The following is a 20448-nucleotide window of genomic DNA, read 5'->3' as shown; positions in this document are numbered from 1 at the left end:
GATTACCCCCGGGTCATGAAGCGGTACTGGTTCGCGACCTCACGCGAGGACAGCGAGCGGTCGAGGAACATGAGCGCGTCCATCCGGCAGTCACACGGATTGCGGTCCGCCGAGCCCTGCCAGGGGAAGCTGCCGCCGATCTTGATGCCACGCGGATCGGTGGCCGTGGTGACGTGTTCGCCCGGGCCGCTGACCAGCCACGGGTCGTCGTTGCGGGTGTAGAAGCCGTCGACCGGCCGGCCGTTCACATAGAGCGCCATAGTGCCGGCGCCGAAGTCGAACGTGGCGGTCAGGTGCACCCACTCGTCCTTGGGCAGCAGCGTGCGCCAGTCCTCGTTCGCCGCGAAGGTCTGCGAGTTGCCGCCGTCGAGCCGCCGGCCGAGCGCGACCAGGCGCAGCGTGCCGTTGACGTCGATCAGCTCGAGCAGCGCGCGCACCGCGTGGCCGTCGGAGTCGCCGGTGAGCACGCCGGCCAGCCCGATCGCGTTGAAGCCGGCCGCCGGGCCGTCCATCGACCGCTTGAACCAGCCCATCGTGGTCGCGCCCGCGGTGGCGTTGTACGCCCGCAGCGTGCGCACCCCGCTGGCCGACCAGATGCCGGCCTTCCAGTCGTCGGTGCCACCCGGCACGCCGGGACTGATCTGCCCGGTCTGCAGCACCCGCCGGCCACCCGGGTAGGCGCGGTCCGCGACGCGTTGCGCCGCACCGCCGTTGATCAGCTCGATCTCCGTGCCGGACCGGCCCTGATCGGCCTCGAGCGCCGGGTCGCCGGGCATCGGGTGGTCGAAGTCGTAGAACGCGATGAGATCACCGCGCAGCGACGGATGCACGTCATGCGGGCCGGTGTCGCCCGCGCTGACCGGTGTCGCCACGAGGACCGCTGCGGTGGTGGCCGCGAGTATCCATCGGGCTCGCTTCATGGAAAACACCTCTCAGGTGTCAGTGGCGGAGGGAGCGGCGGGACGACCGCCGAGGTAGAGCTCTCCGAGCTGAGGGTCGGCGAGGAGTTGGGCGGCCGGCCCGGAGATGTGCACGCGCCCGAGGTCGAGCACGCACCCGATGTCGGCGGTCTCCAGCGCGCGCCGGGCGTTCTGCTCCACGAGCAGCACCGCCGTGCCGGCGTCGCGCATCCGCACGACCTGGTCGAAGACCGTGCTGGTGGCCTTCGGGTCCAGTCCCATGGAGGGCTCGTCGAGGAGCACCACCTTGGGGTCGACCATCAGCGACCGCGCGAACTCGACCTGTTTCTGCTGGCCGCCGGAGAGCAGGCCGGCCAGCGCGCCCCAGCGGTCGGCGACCACCGGGAAGACCTCCTTGACGAACGCCACCCGCTCGGCGATCTTCGCCTTGTCCTTGATCGTGTACGCGCCGAGGCGCACGTTCTCCTCGACGGTCATCTCGCGGAAGACGCTGTGCCCCTGGAGCACCAGGGCGACGCCCTCGGCGAGCATGTGCTGCGGGCCCAGGCCGGTGACGTCGCGGCCGCCCACCAGGATCTTGCCGGACCGCGGCTTGAGCAGCCCGCTGGCCACCTTGAGCACGGTGGACTTGCCGGCGCCGTTCGGACCGACCAGGCAGACGATCGATCCGGCCGGCACGCTGACGCTGAAGCCGCGGAGCACGGGAGCGGCCCGGCCGTAACCGGCTTGCACGTCCTCGAGGGTGAAGAGGTCAGCCGCCTTAGACACCAAGATAAGCCCCCAGCACGCGCTCGTCGGTGCGGATCATCGAGGGCGGCCCCTCGGCGATCGGGCGGCCGCGGTCGAACACCACGATGTGGTCGCTGATGCTCATCACCAGGTCCATGTTGTGCTCGACGATGACGAAGGTGCGTCCCTCGGCGTTCAGATCGCGGACCAGGGCGCCGATCCGGTCGAGCAGCGCCGGGTTCACGCCGCCGGCCGGCTCGTCCAGCAGGATGGTGTCCGGCTCGGCCATCAGCACGCCGGCCAGTTCGAGCAGCTTCTGCTGGCCCCAGGACATGTTGCGGGCCTCCACCTCGGACAGATGCTCGATGCCGAGCCGGGTGAGCCAGCCGCGAGCACGGTCCACCTCGGCGCGGTGCCGCGCGCCCCGCAGCGCCTTCGGAAAACCTCCTGGGCGTACGGCGGCCAGCACGTTGTCGAGCGCCGACATCCGCGGGAAGACGCGGCACAGCTGGAAGGTGCGGCCGATCCCGGCGCGGGCGATGGCGTGCGGCGCCTTGCCGGTGATCTCCTGCCCGCGATAGCTGGTCACCCCGCTGTCCGGCCGGATCAGCCCGGTGACGCAGTTGAAGTAGGTCGTCTTGCCGGAGCCGTTCGGGCCGATCAGCGCATTGACCTGCCCGTGCCGGAAGGTCACCGTGGCCCCGTCGAGAGCCGTCACCCCGCCGAACGCCTTCCGCAACTCCCGAGTCTCCAGACTCCGCACCGCCGAACCCTGCGCGGCCGGCCTCCCGGTCGCAGAACCCGGCGTCGCAGAACCCGGCGTCGCGGAACCCGGCGTCGCGGGACCCGGGGTCGCGGAACCCGGGGTCGCGGGGCCCGGGGTCTTCGGGCTGTCGGTCATCGCCGCTCCCCTGCCGCCTCTAGGCGTTGCTCGGCCAGTTGCTCGGCGGTGAACTCGCGGATCGACGTCTCGTCGCTCGGCCGGAACCGCCGCCACAAGGCGCCCGCCGCGGGCAGCACGCCGTCCGGCATGAACATCACGACCAGCCCCAGCAGCAGCCCGGTGGCGACCAGGTGCAGCTGGGTGTCACCGAATTCGATCTTGAAATATTCCAGCGCCACGCCCACCACGACCGCGCCGACCACCGGCCCGAACAGGTTGCGCACCCCGCCGAGCAGCGCCATCAGCACCATGTAGGACCCGGTCAGGATGGAGAACTGGAACACCGGGTCGAGGTCGCCGAACCACAGCGCATAGAGCCCGCCGCAGAGGGCGGTGAAGACCGCCGAGACCACGAAGACGATCAACTTGTACGCGAAGGTCGGCGTGCCCAGAACCTCCGCCTTGTCCTCGTCCTCCCGGATCGCCTTGAGGCCCAGCCCGAAGCGGGACCGGTCGATCAGCCACCAGGCGAGCAGCGCCAGCGCCAGCAGCCCGGAGTAGAGGAACCAGAAGACGCGATGGTGCTCGGGCCGGGACAGGTCGGGGAACGGCCGCGGGATGACCAGGCCCCGCGATCCGCCGGTGAACGAGGCCCAGCTCTGGAACACCAGGAGCAGGATCAGCACGAGCGCGATGGACACGATCACGAAGGACGCGCCGCGTACCCGGAGGGCGGCCATGCCGATCGGCACCGCGACCGCCCCGACCAGCGCGGCCGCGACGAAGAGCGCGAGAAAGCTCTCCAGTCCGGCCTTGGTGACCAGCAGGCCGGTGGCGTAGCCGCCGAGGCCGGCCAGCGCGCCGTGGCCGAGCGAGATGTAGCCGGTGAAGCCGCCGACGAAGTTCCAGCTCGTCGCCAGGACCGCGTAGTTGAGCACGACGATGCCGGCGCTCAGGATGTAGGGGTTCGGCGCCAGCGACGGGAAGGTGAGCAGCGCGGCCGCGAGCACGACGACGCCGCCCAGCCCGGCGATCCGGGAAGCGCTGAGCCGTCCGGCGCCGGGTGATCGGGAAACGCCGGGTGATTCGGAAACGCCGGGCGTTCTAGAAGCGCTGGGCAAGGCGGCCTCCGAAGAATCCCTGCGGCCGGAAGGCCAGCGTGGCGAAGAGCGCCAGGTAGAAGATGGTCTGCGCCCAGGTGGTGCCCATCGGGATCTGCAGCAGACTCTGGGCCAGGCCGAGGATCACCGCGGCCGCCGCGGCGCCGGGCACACTGCCCAGGCCGCCGACCACGATGATCGCCATCAGCGGCCCGATCCAGTGCCAGTGCAGCGACGGATAGATGGTGGTGTCCAGCGCCAGCGCGGTGCCGCCGACCGCCGCGGTGGCCAGGCCGAGGCCGAAGCCGTAGCCGGCCACCTTCTCGGTGTCGATGCCGACCAGCCGGGCCGCGTCCTGGTGCTGGATGGTGGCCCGCAGGGCCCAGCCGAACTGGGTGCGCTTCATCAGCAGATAGAGCGCGGCCAGGGCGACCACGGCCAGGCCGAACGCGATCAGCTTGACCACCGCGATCCGGGCGCCGAAGAGACCGAAGCTGGCGGTGCCGTAACCCAGCTGGATGCGCCGCTGGGTGCCGCTGAACAGGTAGCCCAGCACACCCTCGATGAGCACCGCGATGGCGAAGGTCAGCAGCACCGACATCATGGTCAGCGTCACCGGCCGCAGCCGGGCGAGCAGCCCGCGCTGCAGCAGCACCCCGGCGCCGAAGAACAGCGGCACCGTCACGATCATCGACAGCAGCGGGTCCACGCCCAGCCGGGTGTGCGACCACCAGGCCAGGTAGGCGGCCAGGATGAGGAACGCCGAGTGGGCGATCATCACCACCCGCATGATGCCGAAGTAGAGGGTCAGGCCCGCCGCCAGGAGGGCGTAGAGCCCACCCAGCAGCAGACCGAGCACGAGGCTCTGGAACAGCAACGCACCGTTCATCGGTTACCAGGCCGGCTTCGGATAGATGAACTCCGCTTCCTTGGTGTCCGCCGGCAGCACGATCTTGATCTGCCCGCCGACCCACTGCTGGATCATGTGGGCGCCCAGCGGCTTGCCGGTCGCGTCCCAGCTGAGCGGGCCGACCACCGTCTCGATCTTGTTGCCGCGGACGTAGTCGATCAGCTTCTGCTGGCAGCCGCCCTGCTCGGCGCATCCGGCCGCCTTCACCGCAGCCTCCACCACCTGCCCGGTGGTGTACGCGTTGGCCTGGTCCTCCCCCGGCGCCGCCCCGAACTGCGCGGTGTACTTCTCGACGAACTCCTTGTTGCTCGGGTAGGGCGCATCCGCCGTGTAACCGGTCGGCGAGAGCACGCCCTCGGTCTTGTCGCCGATCGCCTTGGCGAACTCCGGCTCCGTTGGCGCGGTGGAGAACGCGGCCAGCTTGGGCTGATATTTCAGCTGCTGCAGGGCCACGATCAGGTTGACGCCGTCCTGGTATTGCGAGCCGCCGATCAGGACGTCCGCCTTGGACGCCGCGATCTTCGCCGCGATGCTGCTGAAGTCGGTGGTGTTCGGCGGGTAGACCTCGTCCACCACGATGCTCAGCCCACCGGCCTTCAGCTTGTCCCGCAGCCCATAGGCGGTGCCCTGGGCGAACGGGTCGTCCATCGAGGCCACCGCGACCGTCTTGGGCCGCTGGTCGGCGGGCATCGCCAGGATGTGCTCGGCCAGGTAGTTGTAGTGATCGTTGGCGACCGCCGGAGCCGCGTAGAACAGGTTCTTGAAGCCCTGCTCGAAGACCTGCTTGGCGGCGCCGGCCGGCTCGACGAACAACATGTCGTACTCCTCCGCCACGCGGGCGGCGGGCACCACCAGGCGGGTGGAGAACGGGCCGACGACCAGGTCGACCTGGTCCTTGCCGATCAGTTGCTCATAGTCGGCAACCACCCGGTCGGCGTTGGACTGGTCGTCCAGGATCTTGAGCTCGACCTGGCGGCCGAGCAGCCCGCCCTTGTCGTTCACGATCTTCGCCCAGGCCTGGTATCCCTGCTGGACACCCTTGCCGGGTTCGGAGAAATCACCGGTCAGCGGCAGCGAGATGCCGACCACGATCGGGTCGGAGGTCGTCTCGCCGCCACCCTCGTCGTTGCCGGAACACGCGCCGAGCAGAATTATCGCGGTCGCGCCGAGGACGAGTGCTCCTCGTGAGCGCTGGAAAAGGTTCGGCATCCTCGGACACCCTTCTGCACCGAGTACGAAAGCGCTTACGAAAGCGCTTACGTACCCTATGCTGTGCCCTGCATCACTGGCAATAGCCGGTAGCCGATGTTTCCGGGGAGTAAAACGATGCCCAAGCCCGGCCCCAGGTTGCGGCTCGTCGACGTCGCCGAGCGTGCCGGCGTCTCACTGGCCACCGCGTCCCGCGCGCTGGCCGGGCGGGACGGCGTGAGCGAGGAGGTGGCGGACCGGGTCCGTCAGGTGTCCCGCGAGCTCGGCTATGTCGCCAACCCGTTCGCCCGCACCCTGGCCGGCGGCGCCAGCTCCACCGTGGGCCTGGTGGTGCATCAGGTGGACGACCCGTACTTCTCCGAGATCGCGGGCGGCGTGATCCAGCTCGCCGACGAGCAGAGCCTGCTGGTGCAGATCTGCCACTCCGGCCGCGACCCCGAGCACGAGCTGCGCCAGATCCGGCACCTCATCGCCCAGCGGGTGGGCATCATCATCGTGGCCGGATCCGGATACAGCGACCAGCAGGTGGAGGCCGAAGCCAAGGCGGAGCTGGGCGAGTTCCAGCGGTCCGGCGGCCGGGTCACCGTGATCGGCCGGCACTCGCTGGGCGTGGACGCGGTGCTGCCCGACAACGAGGCCGGCGGCCAGGCGCTCGGCGAGCACCTGCTGGGCCTCGGGCACCGGCGCATCGCGGTGGTGGCCGGCACCGGCGCGCTGACCACCGTCACCGACCGGCTGGCCGGGGTGGCGGCCGCGCTGCGCGGGCACGGGATGTCGCTGGACGACCTGCCGGTGGTGCACACCGACTTCATCCGGGCCGGCGGCCGGGCGGCGGCCGAGCGCATCCTGCGCGACCACCCGGAGACCACCGCGATCATCGCGCTCAACGACGCGATGGCGATGGGCGTGCTGTCCGTGCTGCGCGAGCAGCGGATCTCGGTGCCCGGCCGGATGTCCGTGGTCGGCTTCGACGACGTGTCGGTGGCCGCCGACCTGGCCCCGGCGCTGACCACGGTGCGGCTGCCGATGACCGACATGGGCCGGATGGCGCTCGAGCTGGCGCTCAAGCCGCGCGCGGCCCGGCCCCGGCGCCGGTCCACCGGCCACTACCTGGTCGTCCGTGACTCCACCGGCCGGCCTTCCTGACTCCGCTGACCTGCGGTTTTGACGCGACGCCCCGGCCGGGAGCCTCCGGCCGGGGCGTTCTTGTAAAAAAGTCCGGAGGACGAGTGCACAGCACGGGCCCGGGATGTGTCATAGGTGGCGTGACCTTCGAGCAGTTCGCGATGGCCCGTCTGCAAAGTCTGCTTCGGTACGCGATCGTCCTCACCGGCAATCGCGACCTGGCACAGGATGTCGTACAGGAGGTGCTGGCCCGAGCGCAGGTGAAGTGGCGAAAGATCGAGGAAGCCGACGCGCCGGAGGCGTACGTGCGCCGGATGGTGCTCAACGAGTACCTGTCGTGGCGGCGGAGCTGGTCGGCGCGCAACGTGCACGCTGTCGGTGAACGGCTGGTCGACCTCGACGACGCCCGGGGCGGGGTGCGTGACCACGCCCAGTCCGTCGTCGACGCCGACGAGCTGTGGAACCGGCTGGCCACCCTGGGCCGCAAGCAGCGGGCGGTGCTGGTGTTGCGCTACTACGAGCAGCTGGACGACGACCAGATCGCCGACCTGCTGCATTGTTCACCGGCGACGGTGCGCAGCAACGCCTCGAGGGCGTTGAAGACCCTCCGGCTCACGTCGGAGCGACCCGAGATGATGCACGCCGAGGAGAAGTCGTGAGTGAACGTGACCTGCTGCGCGAGGCATTCGCGCGGCATGAGCAAGAGACGCCGGATCCGGCCGAGGTCTACGCCCAGGTCCAGCACCTGGCCAAGGGCTACAAGCTGCGCCGGTGGGGTGCCCAGGCGGCGGGTGGGGCGGTGCTCGGCGCCGGCCTGATCGCCGGCGCCATCCAGATCCCGCAGATGCTGCCCGGACCCACGTCGAACGGCGTGGACTCGGTGATGCCGGGCGCCCCGGCGCCGTCGGCCAGCACTCCCGCGCTGCCGGACAAGAAGACGGCCGAGGAGCCGCCCGCCCTGACGCCGGCCGAGCAGGAGCTGCAGAAGCAGTGGGACGCGTACTTCGGTGCCGGTTACCACTACGACGACGCGGTCCGGCTGCAGAAGCTGTGGAAGTCGAAGGACGACATCGGCTTCGTGAAGGCCAAGGCCGGCAAGATGCTGCTGGACGGCAAGAAGCTGCCCTACAAGCCGCTGCCATATGAGGAGCCGGCCTACGAGGAGCCGGACCCGAAGGCGATGCAGCAGCTGGACGCGTACTTCGCGGCCGGTTACGACTGGAAGGACGCGGAGAAGCTGGCCGAGATCTGGAAGCTGGACGACCCGTCCGACGCCAAGATCCTGGGCGGCAAGAAGCTGCTGGCCGGTCAGAAACTGCCGTTCAAGCCGTGACCCCCACGCTGCACCGGCGCACCGGGTTCGAGGTCGAGCTGATGGCGCCCGCGGGCCTCAGCCGGCACGGACTCGCCCTGGACCTGGCCGCTCGCTGTGGCGGCACGGTCCGGTCGGTGTGGCATCAAGACAGCGAGCCGTCCCTGGTCCCGGGCCTGGGGCGGTTCCTGCATCTGACCCAGGGTTTCGAGGTGCGCCGGCCGGACGGCGCACTGCACTGCACCCTGGTCGACGACGTCACCCTCACCGACGGGCTGGATCCCCGGGTCCCGCCCCCACCGGGCTGGTTCCGGGTGCTGACCGACGACCGCCGCCTGCTGCGGCTGCTCGCCCGGCAGTGCGACCCGGCCGCCACCCTCCCCCACGTGCTCGACGACGCCGCCCGCCTGTGGGGGGTCGACGTGCGCCGGCACGGCCCGATCGTCGAGCTGATCGACGTCGTCGGCGCCACCATCGCGCTCGCCGCGCCGCAGGGCGGGGAGCGGGAGCGACCCTGCGAGATCGTCACGCCGCCACTGGCCGGCGATCATCGCGCCGCCCTCGAGGAACTGCTCGGCCCGGCCCGCGAACTGGGCTTCACCGTGCCGAACGAGGCGGCCGTGCACATGCACCTGGACGGCGGGCCGTTCCGGCAGCCACACGCGCTGGCGAACGTGGTCCGGCTCTTCGCGCACTGGCGCGAGCCGCTGCGCGCGGCGCTGCAGACCAACCCGGCCTGCCGCCGCCTCGCTCCGCTGCCCGAGCCGCTGGTCGACGTCACCGCGGGCACGCCGACGTTCGAGGAGCTGAGCGCCGCGGCCGAAGCGGGCGGGCTGACCAAGTTCTTCGACGTCAACCTGAGCCAGCTCTTCGCCGAGACGCCGATCCGGGACACCATCGAGATCCGCATCCTGCCGGGCGCGATCGCGACCGAGGACATCATGAACCGGGCCGCGCTGGTGGAGCTGCTGCTCGACCGCTGCCTGGAGCACGAGCCGATCCCGGCGCCGCCGTCCGATCCGGCCGACGCGGTGACCGCGCTGCTGCACGAGGCCGCCGGAACGCTGGCCCGCAGCAACTAGGGAGATTGAACCGGCGGCGGGCTTGTCCCCCAAGCCCGCCGCCATTGATCATCCGACCCTCGTCATCCGACCTGATCGACCACCGCGGTGCGCAGTAGCGCGCGGCTGAACGTCACCTGGCCGCGGTCGAGTACGACCTCGCCGAGGTTGCGGTGGCTCTCGCGGTCGAAGACGAGCACGACTCGGCCGAGCCGCGGGTCGTCCATGCCGACGCCGACTCCGTCCCGGCCCGCCGCGTCTTTGATGTGCGGATAGACCGTGACTCCCGGCAGCTTTGCGGCGGCCCGATACAACGCCGCTCGCTGAGCGCTGGGCATCTGCTCAGCGAGCGACCGGATCAGACTCCAGACCATCAGATCCTTCGTGACCTTCGGGCCCAGCAGGTCAGGGCTGGGGGACATCCGCGTCGCCGGGTCGGCGATCAGCACGTCGAGCAACGCCTGCGGGTTCGTTGGAAGTGCGGCCAGCACCGCGTACGGTGCGGATCCCAGGCCGTCTTCTGGTTCGTAGACCGGAATACTGTCATCCCTTTCGCACCGGTCGCGACCACTGTCGGGACCATAGGTCGCGATGCGGGGATTCGATCCCGCAGGCGGACTGGGCCTCACAACCGCGCCGGACGCCCTCGCCTGACAACCGGGCGACTCGTCCACGGACCGGAACCGGCCCGGCCGGCTGCCGTCCGCGGAGGTCCAGGACCAGATGTGGAAGTCGGGCCCGAGCTCCGTTGTTTTCTGGCGGATTTCCTGGAAGATGTACTGGTCCGCACGTGGGACCGGATCCGGATCGGCCTCCAGCGCGGCCGCGGCCTTCTCCAGCACCGCAGCTGCGGCCGGCTGTTGGCTGTCGGGCGGCCCGATCACGACCGCGCCGGTCACGCCGGCCGTGAGTGCCACGCCGCAGGCAAGGCCGACGACGACCACGCGTCGTCTCTGCCCCAGCCGGGGTGCGGATGCCGGCGACATGGCCGCGTCGAGTCGTGCCCGGCCATGGGCGCGTGCGTGCGCTGAAATCGGGGACACGTCGGATCGGACCTTGGTGAGTTCGGTGAGTTCGCTCATTTCACTTCTCCTCGATGCTCTCGCGAAGTTTCTGCCGGGCCCTGTTCAGGCGGGATCGCACGGTTCCGATCGGCACGTCAAGTGCCGCCGCGGCCTCCTCATATGTCAGGTCGCCGTACACGATGAGCAGCAAGACGTCGCGTTCGCGGGCGGTGAGCCGGGCCAGCGCGGCGCTGACCTTTCGCAGGGTGGCAGCCGCACTGACGGACGCCGTGACGGCATCAGCGTGGTTTTCGGTGACTTGCGGATCCACCCCGGTGCGGGCCCAGACGCGATACTGAGCCCGCTCTTTCCGGGCGTGCCGGCGCAGCAGGTTGGTAGCGATGCCGTACAGCCAAGGTTGCGCACGCTCGGCCGCCGGGTCGTAGCTCTGCCGCCGCCGGAACGCTACGAGGAAGGTCTCGGCGGTCAGGTCGTCCGCGACGGTCGTTCCGATCCGCCGGGCAAGGTACCGATGCATCTCGGCGGCGTGCCGGTCGTAGATCGCCCCGAACTGTTCGGGGTCGGCCTGCGACCGGGCGATCAGCGCCGCATCGGTCTCCCGGTCCGGCTCGGGCAGGGCCGGTCGCAGCTCGGCGTCCGCGTCGGCGCGGGGTGTTCCAGTGCGGGATATTCGGGACAGCACATCGATCCCTCCAACTCGGTTCTTCTGCCCTTCTCTTGCCACGCCGGCTTGTCGAGTTCGGTCATTCTCGCTCGTCAATTGATGGAGGCCGGCGTTGCTTCTGCCAAACGTGCACGGCAGGGCGCGGCACGGCCGGCGCTGCGGGAGTTCTGCGCGGAGTTGGGAAGGGTGCGCCGGTCGGCCGGTCTCGGGCGAGGTTTCCTGAGCGGGAGAGGCCAACCCAGCTCAGTCGCTCCAAGCTCCGCCAACGGGCGGAAATGACCGCCACGGCTCAGCACGATGGTCACCGGCAGCGCGAGCACGCCGATGATCGGGCCGGTCAGATGTGCACGCCCGGGCGGGCCGGCGGCGGGAACCACGGTCGAGGCGAGCCGGATCGCGCTCTGCGCCTGGAGCAGGTCTGTCGCGTAGTCGAAGTGCCGTGACCGTTACAGCCCAGCTAGAGGACGTGGTCGCGGACTCCGGCCATGGCGTCCGCCAGGATCTCGGCGCCGGGGCGGGCCCAGAGCTTCTCGTCGAACACCTCGACCTCGATCGGTCCGGTGAACCCGGTGGCGTCCACCGCCTCGCGGAACCGGCGCATCTCCACGCATCCGGTGCCGGGCAGGCCGCGGCCGAGCAGCACGCCGGCCGGCAGCGGGGTCACCCAGTCGGCCACCTGGAAGCAGGCGATGCGCTGCTCGCGGCCGGCCCGCTCGATCTGCGCCCAGACGGTGTCGTCCCACCACAGGTGATAGGTGTCCAGGGCCACGCCGACCACGTCCGCCGGGTGCGGTGCGCACAGGTCCAGCGCCTGGGCCAGCGTCGAGACCACGCAGCGGTCCGACGCGTACATCGGGTGGAGGGCCTCGATCGCGAGCCTGACCCCGGCGGCGCGGGCGTGCGGCACCAGCTCGCCGATCGCCTGGCCGACGTGCGCGCGAGCGCCGTCGATGTCCCGGCCGCCGGCCGGCAGCCCGCCGGAGACCAGCAGCAGCACCGGCGCACCGATGGTGGCCGCCTCGTCGATCGCCCGGCGGTTCTCGTCGAACCAGCCGTCCTCCTGGAAGAAGCCGCTGCGGCACAGCGACGTGACGGTCAGCCCGTGGTCGCGCATCAGGTCGCCGGACTTCGCCACCCCGAACGCCTGGATGTCCTCGCGCCAGAGCCCGACCTGGGTCACGCCGGCCGCGACGCAGCCCCCGGCCAGCTCCGGCAGCGGCCAGTATTTGGTGGTCGCCTGGTTGAGCGCGAAACGCCTCACTGGTCCACCCCCGCGGTCGCGAAGAACGCCCGGGCCCGGTGCGCGGCCAGGTCGGCGTCGGGCAGCAGCCCGGCGGCGTCGGCCAGCCGGATCAGCTCGGCCAGATGCGCGGGCGAGCGCCCGCTCTGCGCGCCGGCGACCATCGTGAAGTGGCTCTGCCGGCCGGTCAGCCAGGAGAGGAACACGATGCCGGTCTTGTAGAACCAGGTGGGCGCGCGGAACAGGTGGCGGGCGAAGGGCACGGTCGGATCGAAGATCTTCCGGTACGCGACCAGGTCGCCTTCGTCGAGCGCACGCAGAGCCGCGGCGGCGGGCGGGGCGATCGCGGCGAACACCCCCAGCAGCGCGTCGGAGTGGCCCTGCTCGTCGCCACGGATCAGCGCCGGGTAGTTGAAGTCGTCGCCGGTATACATCCGCACCCCGGCCGGGAGGCGGCGGCGCAGCTCGACCTCGAAGTCGAAGTCCAGCAGGGACAGCTTGATGCCGTCCACCTTGCCGGGATGCGCGGCGATCAGCTCGATCACGGTGTCGGCGGCGCGGGCGGGGTCGTCGGAACCCCAGTAGCCGGACAGCAGCGGGTCGAACGCCGGGCCGAGCCAGTGCAGGATCACCGGGGCGCCGGCGTCGTCGATCAGCCGGCCGTACACGTCGAGGTAGTCATCCGGGCCGTTCGCCGCGGCGGCGAGATGGCGGCTGCACATCAGCACCGGGTCGGCGCCGGCCTCGCGGACGTCGGCGAGCTGCTCGGCATAGGCCTTGCGGATGTCGTCGAGCGCGGCCGGTCCCGGCGGGAGCTGGTCGGTGGCGACCCCGGCCGCGATCGCGCCGCCGGCGGACCGGGCCTCGGCGGCCGAGCGGCGGATCAGCTCGCGGGCCGCCGGGTAGTCCAGGCCCATGCCGCGCTGGGCGGTGTCCATCGCCTCGGCCACGCCGAAGCCGTGCGCCCAGAGGTGGCGGCGGAAGGCGAGCGTCGCGTCCCAGTCGATCACCGCGGGGTGGCCCGGGACGTTCTCAGCTGTTGGATCCGCGACGACGTGCGCTGCCGCGTACCCCACTCGGGTTTGGAATTTCGGTCCTGGATCGGACCACTCGGCGCCCGCGCCGGACAGGGTGAACGGGCCGTCCGGGAGGCGGATCTCGGCGGTCACGCGCCCAGCTCCGGCACCTCGATGCGGCGGCCCTCGCGGGCCGACTGCAGGCCCAGCTCGGCGAGTTGCACGCCGCGCGCGCCGGCCCACAGATCCCAGGTGTACGGGGCGTCCTCCGCGACGTGCCGCAGGAACATCTCCCACTGCTCCTTGAACCCGTTGTCGAACTCCTCGTTGTCCGGCACCTGCTGCCACTGGTCGCGGAAGGACTCGGTGACCGGCAGATCGGGGTTCCACACCGGCTTGGGCGTGGTCGCGCGATGCTGCACGCGGCAGCCGCGCAGGCCCGCGACCGCGCTGCCCTCGGTGCCGTCCACCTGGAATTCGACCAGCTCGTCGCGGTGCACCCGGGTGGCCCAGGACGAGTTGATCTGCGCGACGACGCCGCCGTCCAGCTCGAAGATGCCGTAGGCCGCGTCGTCGGCGGTGGCCGCATATCCCTCGCCGTGCTCGTCCCAGCGCTCGGGGATGTGCGTGGTGACGTGTGCGGTGACCGCCCGCACCGGGGCGAAGATCTGCTCCAGCACGTAGTGCCAGTGCGGGAACATGTCGACCACGATGCCGCCGCCGTCCGCCGAGCGGTAGTTCCAGCTCGGGCGCTGCGCGGCCTGCCAGTCGCCCTCGAAGACCCAGTAGCCGAACTCGCCGCGGATCGACAGGATGCGGCCGAAGAAGCCGCCCTCGACCAGCCGGCGGAGCTTGCGCAGGCCGGGCAGGAACAGCTTGTCCTGCACCACGCCGTGCTTCACGCCGGCCGCGTCGGCGGCCCGGGCCAGCTCGATCGCGCCGCTCAGCGTGGTCGACGTCGGCTTCTCGGTGTAGATGTGCTTGCCCCGGCCGATGGCGAGCCCGATCGCCTTCTCCCGCTCGCTGGTGACCTGCGCGTCGAAATAGATCGACACGTCGTCGCGGGCCAGCGCCGCGCCGAGGTCGGTGGTGACGTCGGTCAGGCCGTGCCGGCCGGCGACGTCGCGGAGCTTCGCTTCGTTGCGGCCGACGAGCACCAGCTCGGGCCAGGCCACCGAGCCATCGCGCAGCGGCACGCCGCCCTGCTGGCGGATGGCCAGCAGGGACCGGACCAGATGCTGGCGGTAGCCCATCCGGCCGGTCACGCCGTTGACGACGATGCCGATCGGTCTCCGCACGGCGAACCTCCCGAGGTAAGCGCTTTCCTGGAGGCTACCGGCGCGCAGGCGGCTGCGGCAAGCGCTATCCTGCTCCGGTGGCGACTCTCGCGGACGTCGCGCGGCGGGCCGGCGTCTCGACCGCGACCGTGTCCCGCATCATCAACAACAGCCCCAAGCCGGTGGCCGAGGCGCTGCGCGAGCGTGTCCTGGCGGCGGTCGCCGAGCTCCAGTTCGTGCCCAATGCCAATGCTCAGCAGCTCGCCCGGGCCGACCGGACCGCGGTCGGCGTGATCGTGCACGACGTATCCGACCCCTATTTCGCGGAGATCACCCGCGGGCTGCAGCGGGTGGCCACCGAGCACGGCCGCCTGGTGATCATCTGCAACAGCTACCGCGATCCCGAGCGCGAGCTGGCCTATGTCGACCTGCTGCACGCCCACCAGACCGCGGCGATCGTGCTGGCCGGGTCGGGCTACCACGACGCGCCGATCACCGCGCGGCTGGACAAGAAGCTGCGGCTCTTCGAGGACACCGGCGGCCGGGTCGCGGTGATCGGGCGGCACGAGCACGCCGGCGACGCGATCGTGCCGGAGAACGAGCACGGCGGCTGGCTGGCCGGCGACGCGCTCTACCGGCTCGGGCACACCCAGCTCGCGGTGATCGCCGGGCCGAAACACCTCACCACGACCACCGACCGGCTGGCCGGGCTGCGGCGGGCGGCCCGCGATCACGGGCGGCGGCTGACCGCGCGGCACATCGAATACGCCGGCTTCGACCGCAACGGCGGATTCACGGCCGCGGCCGCGTTGCTGTCGCGAGACCCGGGCCTGACCGCGATCGCCGCCCTGAACGACTCGATGGCGGTGGGCGCGCTGGCGTTCTTCCGCGAGCGCGGCATCGACGTGCCCGGGCAGGTCAGCCTCATCGGCTTCGACGACATGCCGATCTCGGTGGACGTGACGCCGCCGCTGAGCACGGTGCGGTTGCCGCTGGAGGAGATCGGCGTGCGGGCGATGTCGCTGGCGCTGCGCTCCCCCGGCGGCGGCGAACCGCTGGTCGAGCACGCGTCCGCCTCGCTGGTCCTGCGCGGCAGCACGGCCGCACTTCCCGCCTAGACGAACACGATGTGTTCGTCCAGGCCGCGGCCGGTTGCGACGTCGGTCGACACGCGCGCGGCGAGTCGGCGGATCAGCAGGCGGCGCCAGCCGCCCCCGGGCAGCTCCCCGACGATCGGCCGGCGCTTGCGCAGAGCCTCGGCCTGGCGCGCGACGGCCGACGGGATCGCGTCGAACTCGATGTAGATCGCGCGGTTCTCGGCCGAGCCCAGATAGGCGAAGGGCTCCGATCCGGCCAGCGGCCGCACCGGCACGCCGAGCAGCCGGATGTTGCGCCAGGCGACCCGGTCCAGCATGGCGACCGCGTGCACGGCGCGGGCGCGCCTGCCCGCCACCACAAAGGTCCGGTGCAACAACGAGCTGACGGCCAGATTCCGGTACGCCGGCCGCACCGCGACCGTCGCGTAGTCCCACACCTTCCCGGACCGCATGCCGTGCGCGTCGACGATCTCGTCCAGGCTGTATCCGATGTGCTCCGGCGCGTCCTCGAGCGTCTTCACCCGCGGGCCGTCGTCCTCGATCACCCGGGCGGCGCCGGCCGGCACCCCGTGTCTGCGGTCGAGCACCACGAAGAACAGGCTCTGCCTCTCGTAGGGGCCGTATTCGGCCGCCATCACCGCGGCGTCGTTGGCGAAGGTGGCCTCGAAGACCTCCCGCTCGACCGCCCGGGCCACGTCGGCCAGGGGTTCGTCGGGACCGGTCACGAAGCAGGCGTAGCGGCCGGCGCCGGGATGCGCGGCGAGCGTGCCGGCGATGATCCGGCGGGCGGTCAGCTCGTCCAGGTCGTAGCGGGTCGGCACGTTCAGAACTCCTTGGCCACGATCGCGGTGGTGCGGAAGTAGTCCTCGGTGAAGGCCAGCACGGCGCTCGGGTCGAAGGCCTTGCAGGTGTAGATGTCGACGCTGAAGAACTCGACCGGGCGCTCCCACGAGTAGAAGTGCGCGCCGGACGTCTCCCAGTGGATCCAGCCGGCCAAGCCGTACATCTCGCTGACGTGCGTGACCGGGTCGATGATCGTGATCATCTCGGTCACCTCGGAGAGCCTCCGCAGGTAGTCCTTGATGTGCTCGTCGGTGATCACGAAGGTCGGGTAGCCCTCGACGACCATCCGCTGACGCAGGATGGTGGGCGCCAGGTCGCGGTAGCCGGTGGTCACAGCGGGTGATGCACGCTGATCGCGGAAGGTGGTGGCGGCGGCAGGCGTGGGGGTCGTCATGTCGTCGTCCTCGGTCATTTCGGGAATATCGGACTGTGTTTATGGTGCGGTCGACGATCACGCAGCGTCAACTCGTCCGGGTTGCCATTGGGGTGCGGCTTGGTTGCCGCCGCACCCCGGGTCCTGGCCGGGGCATCATGGGGGCATGTCCCCTCGCCGCCGGCTCCTGTTCCTCGGCGCCGGCGCGCTGGTCCTGGTGGTGCTGCTGGCGGTCGGCGTGACCGCCTTCCTCGGCCGCGCGACCGACAGCGGGGCCAGGCCCGATCAGGCGACTCCCGGTTCGGTCCTGCTGGTTCCCGGGTACGGCGGCAGCCAGGTCGCGCTGACCCGCCTGGCTCAGGTGCTGACCACCGAGGGCCGCACCGCCAAGGTGGTGACGCTCCCCGACGGCGGCACGGGCGACCTGCTCAAACAGTCCGACACCCTGGACGAGGCGGTGCGCGCCGAGATCGACGCGGGCGCGCCCTCGGTCGACGTGATCGGTTACTCCGCCGGCGGCGTGGTCACCCGCCTCTGGGTGGACCGCCACGACGGTGCGACGGTCGCCCGGCGCATCGTCACGCTGGGTTCCCCGCTGCACGGCGCCCAGATCGCCGGCGTCGGCGCGGCCCTGGCGCCCGGCCAGTGCCCACCGGCCTGCCGCCAGCTGGTCCCCGGCAACGACCTGCTGGACGACCTGGACGACGAGGGCCTGCCCGACAACCTCCCCTGGCTGAGCATCTGGACCCAGAACGACGAGACGGTCCAGCCCCCCGACTCCGCCCGCCTGGACGGCGCGATCAACCTGCCGCTGCAGAGCATCTGCCCGTCCGCCCAGGTCTCGCACAGCGCCCTGCCCACCGACCCGGCGGTCACCGCCCTGGTCCTGACCGCGCTGAGCACCGCCCCGCTGACCACCCCCACCACCTGCCCGGCCTGACCGCCGCTTCAGCGTGGGCCGGAGCTGATCGCCGCCTCGGCGGAGGGGACGTCGCCCGGCGGGATCCAGCGGCCCCACCAGGTGGCGCCCGCGGCGGCGAAGTCGTCGATCAGGTGCGGGTTGCCGCTCGCCTTGATGTCGAAGCCCGCCACGGTGCCGCGGACGGTGCGGACCAGGTCGGCTATGTCGTGGATGTCGTCGGGGTCCAGCGGGCGCTCGCGGTAGACGCAGGCGCCGTCCCATCGGGTGAGGCGGCGGCGGACGCCTTGGCGGCGCAGGTCGCCGCCGACCCAGATCGGGATCCGGGGTGTCTGCACCGGTGTCGCGGCCAGCCGCAGTGGTCCGGCTTCCGCGCCCGACCAAAGGGCGGTCAGGGTGTCCAGGCCCTGGTCCAGCGAGCGCGCCAGGGCCGCCGGTTCGGCCTCGATGCCGGCGGCGGCCAGGCCCGGGTCGGCGGTGTCACCCGCGCCGACGCCCAGGATCAGGCGGCCGCCGGACAGGTGGTCGACCGACGTCGCCTGGGCGGCCAGCTCCCAGATTCGGCGGCGGGGCAGCGGGGTGACCGTCGGGCCCAGGCGGATCCGGTCGGTCGCGGCGGCCATCGCGGACAGGCACACCCAGACGTCCCAGGTGGGCAGGCCGGTGCCCTGGTAGTCCACATAGTCCTCGAGGAACATCGCGTCCCAACCCGACTCCTCGGCTCGGGCGGCGAGGCGGGCCAGCGCCGCGGGCGTCCGCTCCCCGGCCGCACCCAGCGTGATGCTGAACCTCATCGCCTGGCCGTCCTCTGGAGCAGGTCGCCCGGCCCGTCCACGTCGAAGTACAGCGCGACGTCTCCCACCGTGATGCGCATCGGCCCATCGTCGCGACCGGACCCGCGCACGTCCATGCCCTCGCACCGCGCGTCTTCGCTGCTGCGGACATCGCCGCGTCGCTGCCTGCGGATCGGGCGGGAGACCGGCATGCTGAGGGCATGACTCTGGATTGGAAAGTCGTCGTCGACTGTGCGGACCCGCAGGCGCAGGCCGTCTTCTGGGCCGGGGCGCTCGGTTATCAGGTGGAGGACAACAGCGCGCTGATCGAGCGGCTGCTCGATGCGGGCGCGCTGCCGCGGGAAGCGGTCGTGGACGTGGCTGGGCGGGCCGCGTTCCGGACGCTGCAGGCCGTCCGGCATCCGGACGACCCGGTGCAGGAGGGCACCGGAACGGGCCTGGGACGGCGGATCCTGTTCCAGCAGGTGCCCGAGCCGAAGACCGGCAAGAACCGGGTGCACCTGGATCTGCACGCCGGACCGGACGACCGGGACGCGACCGTCGCCCGGCTGCGCGAGCTCGGCGCCACCGTGATCGCCGAGGTCAAGGAACCGGGATCCCACCACGTCGTGCTGGCCGACCCCGAGGGCAACGAGTTCTGCGTCCAGTGACCGATCCGCCCTATGCCCTGAAGTTCACGCTGACGCTGCCCACCGAAGACGCCGCCCGCGCTGTGGCCGACCTGCTCGCCGCGCGGGGGCACCGGCTGGTGGCGGTGCGCATCGTCGATCACTTCCGGTTCGACCGGCCCGAGTTCACCGGCTGGTGGAACGTGTTCAGCGTGTGCCTCGACCCGGGCCAGGGCGCGGAGGAGCTCCGGCGGACCGAGACCGAGGCGACCGACGAGATCGCCCGGGCACACGGCGGCGTCGCGGGCGGTCCGGGCGGTGGACACCCGGAGACGGTGCTCCGCGGGTTCACCCGCGTCGGCCTGGTGCACGAGCTCACCGAGCAGGAGGCCGCCGCCCGCCGAGCGACCCTCAGCAGATCCGCACCCGCGGATCGGCCACGCCCGCCACGGGCACCGGCTCTGTCCGGCCGCCCACCGGCCGACGAACGCGCCGAGATGCTCGCCATCGCCGAGCGCCTCGCCACCGACGCGGGGATCGGCAGTGTGATCGGCGCGGACGACTGGGCCGATCCCGGATTCATGCTGGATCTGCTGTTCGACGGGGCCATGCATCAGGGCACCTGCTATCCGCACACGGCCGCCGCGACCGCCGACTTCGTGGCGCTGGCCGGCGACGACCGGCTGGGCGATCGATATCGCTCCTGGGTGCTGCTGGACCTCTATCTCATCGCCACGGTCGGCCGGCGCGACCTGGCCGCCCTAGCCGACACCGACCACGCCCTGGGCCGGCCCGCGGTGGAAGCGCCCGAGGCGGTCGCCGCCCGCCACGCGGTCGCGAACGCCCTTCCAGCCCTGACGAGCCGCTGGAGCCGAGCCTCGGAGGCCGAGCGCTTCCTGCTGGCCGCCCTGACCGCCGCCTGCCCCGAAGCCGGCACCGGACTCCGGCCCGCGATCGCCCAACTGCGCCAGGCCTGCGCCGGCACCGACCGCGCGGCGACGTTGGCTCTGATGGAGGTCATGGCCGCCGACGACCGGACCGGAACCGCCGTCGTGCTGGCCGAGATCCGCTCGTGGCACCCGGACCTGGCCACCCACCGCGACAGCCCGCACGCCGCCACCGAGCACCACGCCCTCGGCATCCTCGAACTGCTGATCACCGAGGAGGCCGGCCGGTAAATACGGCAGCGGAGTCTGCCGCTGCTCGAACCGGCGATGATGAGGGTCTGTCTCTTGGATCAGCCAGGGCTGCGGCGCGGTCCAGAGTGTGGCTGGCAGCGGCCGCGGGGCACCCGAATACAACACCGGTATTCGGGCGCCCCGCGCCCGATGCCAGCCACACTC

Annotated in this window: 22 protein-coding genes; 8 read left to right on the top strand and 14 right to left on the bottom strand. The window is 71.4% G+C overall.

What is annotated here, in order from left to right:
* Positions 1 to 2: 2 nt before the first annotated feature.
* The 6 genes from ACZ6TI_RS46070 to ACZ6TI_RS46045 all read right to left on the bottom strand — a co-directional run bounded on the left by ACZ6TI_RS46070 (position 3) and on the right by ACZ6TI_RS46045 (position 5751).
* Complete coding sequence (locus ACZ6TI_RS46070) at positions 3 to 920, bottom strand: LamG-like jellyroll fold domain-containing protein (RefSeq protein ID WP_465351648.1); 918 nt, start codon at positions 918 to 920, stop codon at positions 3 to 5.
* 12 nt (positions 921 to 932) lie between these two features.
* Complete coding sequence (locus tag ACZ6TI_RS46065; protein ID WP_465351647.1) at positions 933 to 1688, bottom strand: ABC transporter ATP-binding protein; 756 nt, start codon at positions 1686 to 1688, stop codon at positions 933 to 935.
* Positions 1681 to 2412 carry an ABC transporter ATP-binding protein gene (locus ACZ6TI_RS46060; protein ID WP_465351646.1) on the bottom strand — a complete coding sequence of 244 codons (732 nt, stop codon included), beginning with the start codon at positions 2410 to 2412 and terminating at the stop codon, positions 1681 to 1683. Before ACZ6TI_RS46060 ends, ACZ6TI_RS46065 begins: the two co-directional genes overlap by 8 nt.
* 134 nt (positions 2413 to 2546) lie before the next feature.
* Positions 2547 to 3653, bottom strand: coding sequence for a branched-chain amino acid ABC transporter permease (locus ACZ6TI_RS46055; protein WP_465351645.1), 1107 nt, complete (start codon positions 3651 to 3653; stop codon positions 2547 to 2549).
* Positions 3637 to 4521: a branched-chain amino acid ABC transporter permease gene (locus tag ACZ6TI_RS46050; protein WP_465351644.1), complete on the bottom strand. Its 885-nt coding sequence runs from the start codon at positions 4519 to 4521 to the stop codon at positions 3637 to 3639. Before ACZ6TI_RS46050 ends, ACZ6TI_RS46055 begins: the two co-directional genes overlap by 17 nt.
* A 3-nt stretch (positions 4522 to 4524) precedes the next feature.
* Entirely contained in the window at positions 4525 to 5751 is a 1227-nt protein-coding gene (locus ACZ6TI_RS46045; protein ID WP_465351643.1) for an amino acid ABC transporter substrate-binding protein, read from the bottom strand.
* Between the two features lie 117 nt (positions 5752 to 5868).
* Here ACZ6TI_RS46045 and ACZ6TI_RS46040 point away from each other — a divergent pair, with 117 nt between their 5' ends.
* The 4 genes from ACZ6TI_RS46040 to ACZ6TI_RS46025 all read left to right on the top strand — a co-directional run bounded on the left by ACZ6TI_RS46040 (position 5869) and on the right by ACZ6TI_RS46025 (position 9270).
* Positions 5869 to 6897 carry a LacI family DNA-binding transcriptional regulator gene (locus ACZ6TI_RS46040; RefSeq protein WP_465351642.1) on the top strand — a complete coding sequence of 343 codons (1029 nt, stop codon included), beginning with the start codon at positions 5869 to 5871 and terminating at the stop codon, positions 6895 to 6897.
* 119 nt (positions 6898 to 7016) lie between these two features.
* The gene (locus ACZ6TI_RS46035; RefSeq protein WP_465351641.1) at positions 7017 to 7535 is read left to right on the top strand and encodes a SigE family RNA polymerase sigma factor; all 519 of its coding nucleotides are present in this window, start codon (positions 7017 to 7019) and stop codon (positions 7533 to 7535) included.
* Positions 7532 to 8209, top strand: a complete 678-nt coding sequence (locus ACZ6TI_RS46030) for a hypothetical protein (RefSeq protein WP_465351640.1) — start codon at positions 7532 to 7534, stop codon at positions 8207 to 8209. The genes ACZ6TI_RS46035 and ACZ6TI_RS46030 overlap by 4 nt, the downstream gene beginning before the upstream one ends.
* A complete protein-coding gene (locus ACZ6TI_RS46025; RefSeq protein ID WP_465351639.1) occupies positions 8206 to 9270 on the top strand; it encodes an amidoligase family protein in 1065 nt (354 codons plus the stop codon). The genes ACZ6TI_RS46030 and ACZ6TI_RS46025 overlap by 4 nt, the downstream gene beginning before the upstream one ends.
* Positions 9271 to 9332: 62 nt before the next feature.
* On the opposite strand, the gene ACZ6TI_RS46020 is transcribed toward ACZ6TI_RS46025, so the two are convergent.
* The 5 genes from ACZ6TI_RS46020 to ACZ6TI_RS46000 form a co-directional block, all read right to left on the bottom strand.
* Complete coding sequence (locus ACZ6TI_RS46020; RefSeq protein WP_465351638.1) at positions 9333 to 10331, bottom strand: CU044_5270 family protein; 999 nt, start codon at positions 10329 to 10331, stop codon at positions 9333 to 9335.
* Position 10332: 1 nt separating this feature from the next.
* Positions 10333 to 10956, bottom strand: coding sequence for an RNA polymerase sigma factor (locus tag ACZ6TI_RS46015; protein ID WP_465351637.1), 624 nt, complete (start codon positions 10954 to 10956; stop codon positions 10333 to 10335).
* 439 nt (positions 10957 to 11395) lie between these two features.
* Positions 11396 to 12199, bottom strand: a complete 804-nt coding sequence (locus ACZ6TI_RS46010) for a sugar phosphate isomerase/epimerase family protein (RefSeq protein WP_465351636.1) — start codon at positions 12197 to 12199, stop codon at positions 11396 to 11398.
* Positions 12196 to 13347, bottom strand: coding sequence for a dihydrodipicolinate synthase family protein (locus ACZ6TI_RS46005; RefSeq protein ID WP_465351635.1), 1152 nt, complete (start codon positions 13345 to 13347; stop codon positions 12196 to 12198). Before ACZ6TI_RS46005 ends, ACZ6TI_RS46010 begins: the two co-directional genes overlap by 4 nt.
* Positions 13344 to 14447 (bottom strand): Gfo/Idh/MocA family protein, encoded by a 1104-nt coding sequence (locus tag ACZ6TI_RS46000; RefSeq protein WP_465351715.1) that lies wholly within the window; start codon positions 14445 to 14447, stop codon positions 13344 to 13346. The genes ACZ6TI_RS46005 and ACZ6TI_RS46000 overlap by 4 nt, the downstream gene beginning before the upstream one ends.
* A 122-nt stretch (positions 14448 to 14569) precedes the next feature.
* Here ACZ6TI_RS46000 and ACZ6TI_RS45995 point away from each other — a divergent pair, with 122 nt between their 5' ends.
* Positions 14570 to 15589 carry a LacI family DNA-binding transcriptional regulator gene (locus tag ACZ6TI_RS45995; RefSeq protein ID WP_465351634.1) on the top strand — a complete coding sequence of 340 codons (1020 nt, stop codon included), beginning with the start codon at positions 14570 to 14572 and terminating at the stop codon, positions 15587 to 15589.
* Here ACZ6TI_RS45995 and ACZ6TI_RS45990 read toward each other — a convergent pair.
* Entirely contained in the window at positions 15586 to 16389 is an 804-nt protein-coding gene (locus ACZ6TI_RS45990; protein ID WP_465351633.1) for a hypothetical protein, read from the bottom strand. The genes ACZ6TI_RS45995 and ACZ6TI_RS45990 overlap by 4 nt on opposite strands.
* 2 nt (positions 16390 to 16391) lie before the next feature.
* The gene (locus tag ACZ6TI_RS45985) at positions 16392 to 16823 is read right to left on the bottom strand and encodes an S-adenosylmethionine decarboxylase (RefSeq protein ID WP_465351632.1); all 432 of its coding nucleotides are present in this window, start codon (positions 16821 to 16823) and stop codon (positions 16392 to 16394) included.
* A gap of 127 nt (positions 16824 to 16950) precedes the next feature.
* Here ACZ6TI_RS45985 and ACZ6TI_RS45980 point away from each other — a divergent pair, with 127 nt between their 5' ends.
* Entirely contained in the window at positions 16951 to 17724 is a 774-nt protein-coding gene (locus tag ACZ6TI_RS45980; RefSeq protein ID WP_465351631.1) for a PGAP1-like alpha/beta domain-containing protein, read from the top strand.
* An 8-nt stretch (positions 17725 to 17732) separates the two neighbouring features.
* On the opposite strand, the gene ACZ6TI_RS45975 is transcribed toward ACZ6TI_RS45980, so the two are convergent.
* Positions 17733 to 18497 carry an LLM class flavin-dependent oxidoreductase gene (locus ACZ6TI_RS45975; RefSeq protein WP_465351630.1) on the bottom strand — a complete coding sequence of 255 codons (765 nt, stop codon included), beginning with the start codon at positions 18495 to 18497 and terminating at the stop codon, positions 17733 to 17735.
* Between the two features lie 200 nt (positions 18498 to 18697).
* On the opposite strand from ACZ6TI_RS45975, the gene ACZ6TI_RS45970 reads away from it, so the two are divergent.
* Positions 18698 to 19147 carry a VOC family protein gene (locus ACZ6TI_RS45970; RefSeq protein ID WP_465351629.1) on the top strand — a complete coding sequence of 150 codons (450 nt, stop codon included), beginning with the start codon at positions 18698 to 18700 and terminating at the stop codon, positions 19145 to 19147.
* Positions 19144 to 20283 carry a hypothetical protein gene (locus ACZ6TI_RS45965; RefSeq protein ID WP_465351628.1) on the top strand — a complete coding sequence of 380 codons (1140 nt, stop codon included), beginning with the start codon at positions 19144 to 19146 and terminating at the stop codon, positions 20281 to 20283. Before ACZ6TI_RS45970 ends, ACZ6TI_RS45965 begins: the two co-directional genes overlap by 4 nt.
* Positions 20284 to 20448: the final 165 nt, after the last annotated feature.

The sequence above is a fragment of the Actinoplanes sp. NPDC051388 genome (assembly GCF_055586225.1).
Note: the sequence above shows the minus strand (reverse complement) of the source record. Positions and strands in the feature narration are given on the sequence as shown.

Bases quoted from the DNA above. Each gene is read 5' to 3' on its own strand.
- ACZ6TI_RS46070 (WP_465351648.1), bottom strand. From the start codon at position 920: ATGAAGCGAGCCCGATGGATACTCGCGGCCACCACCGCAGCGGTCCTC.
- ACZ6TI_RS46050 (WP_465351644.1), bottom strand. From the start codon at position 4,521: ATGAACGGTGCGTTGCTGTTCCAGAGCCTCGTGCTCGGTCTGCTGCTG.
- ACZ6TI_RS46045 (WP_465351643.1), bottom strand. From the start codon at position 5,751: ATGCCGAACCTTTTCCAGCGCTCACGAGGAGCACTCGTCCTCGGCGCG.
- ACZ6TI_RS46040 (WP_465351642.1), top strand. From the start codon at position 5,869: ATGCCCAAGCCCGGCCCCAGGTTGCGGCTCGTCGACGTCGCCGAGCGT.
- ACZ6TI_RS46020 (WP_465351638.1), bottom strand. From the start codon at position 10,331: ATGAGCGAACTCACCGAACTCACCAAGGTCCGATCCGACGTGTCCCCG.
- ACZ6TI_RS46000 (WP_465351715.1), bottom strand. From the start codon at position 14,447: ATGGGCTACCGCCAGCATCTGGTCCGGTCCCTGCTGGCCATCCGCCAG.
- ACZ6TI_RS45985 (WP_465351632.1), bottom strand. From the start codon at position 16,823: ATGACCGAGGACGACGACATGACGACCCCCACGCCTGCCGCCGCCACC.
- ACZ6TI_RS45980 (WP_465351631.1), top strand. From the start codon at position 16,951: ATGTCCCCTCGCCGCCGGCTCCTGTTCCTCGGCGCCGGCGCGCTGGTC.
- ACZ6TI_RS45975 (WP_465351630.1), bottom strand. From the start codon at position 18,497: ATGAGGTTCAGCATCACGCTGGGTGCGGCCGGGGAGCGGACGCCCGCG.
- ACZ6TI_RS45970 (WP_465351629.1), top strand. From the start codon at position 18,698: ATGACTCTGGATTGGAAAGTCGTCGTCGACTGTGCGGACCCGCAGGCG.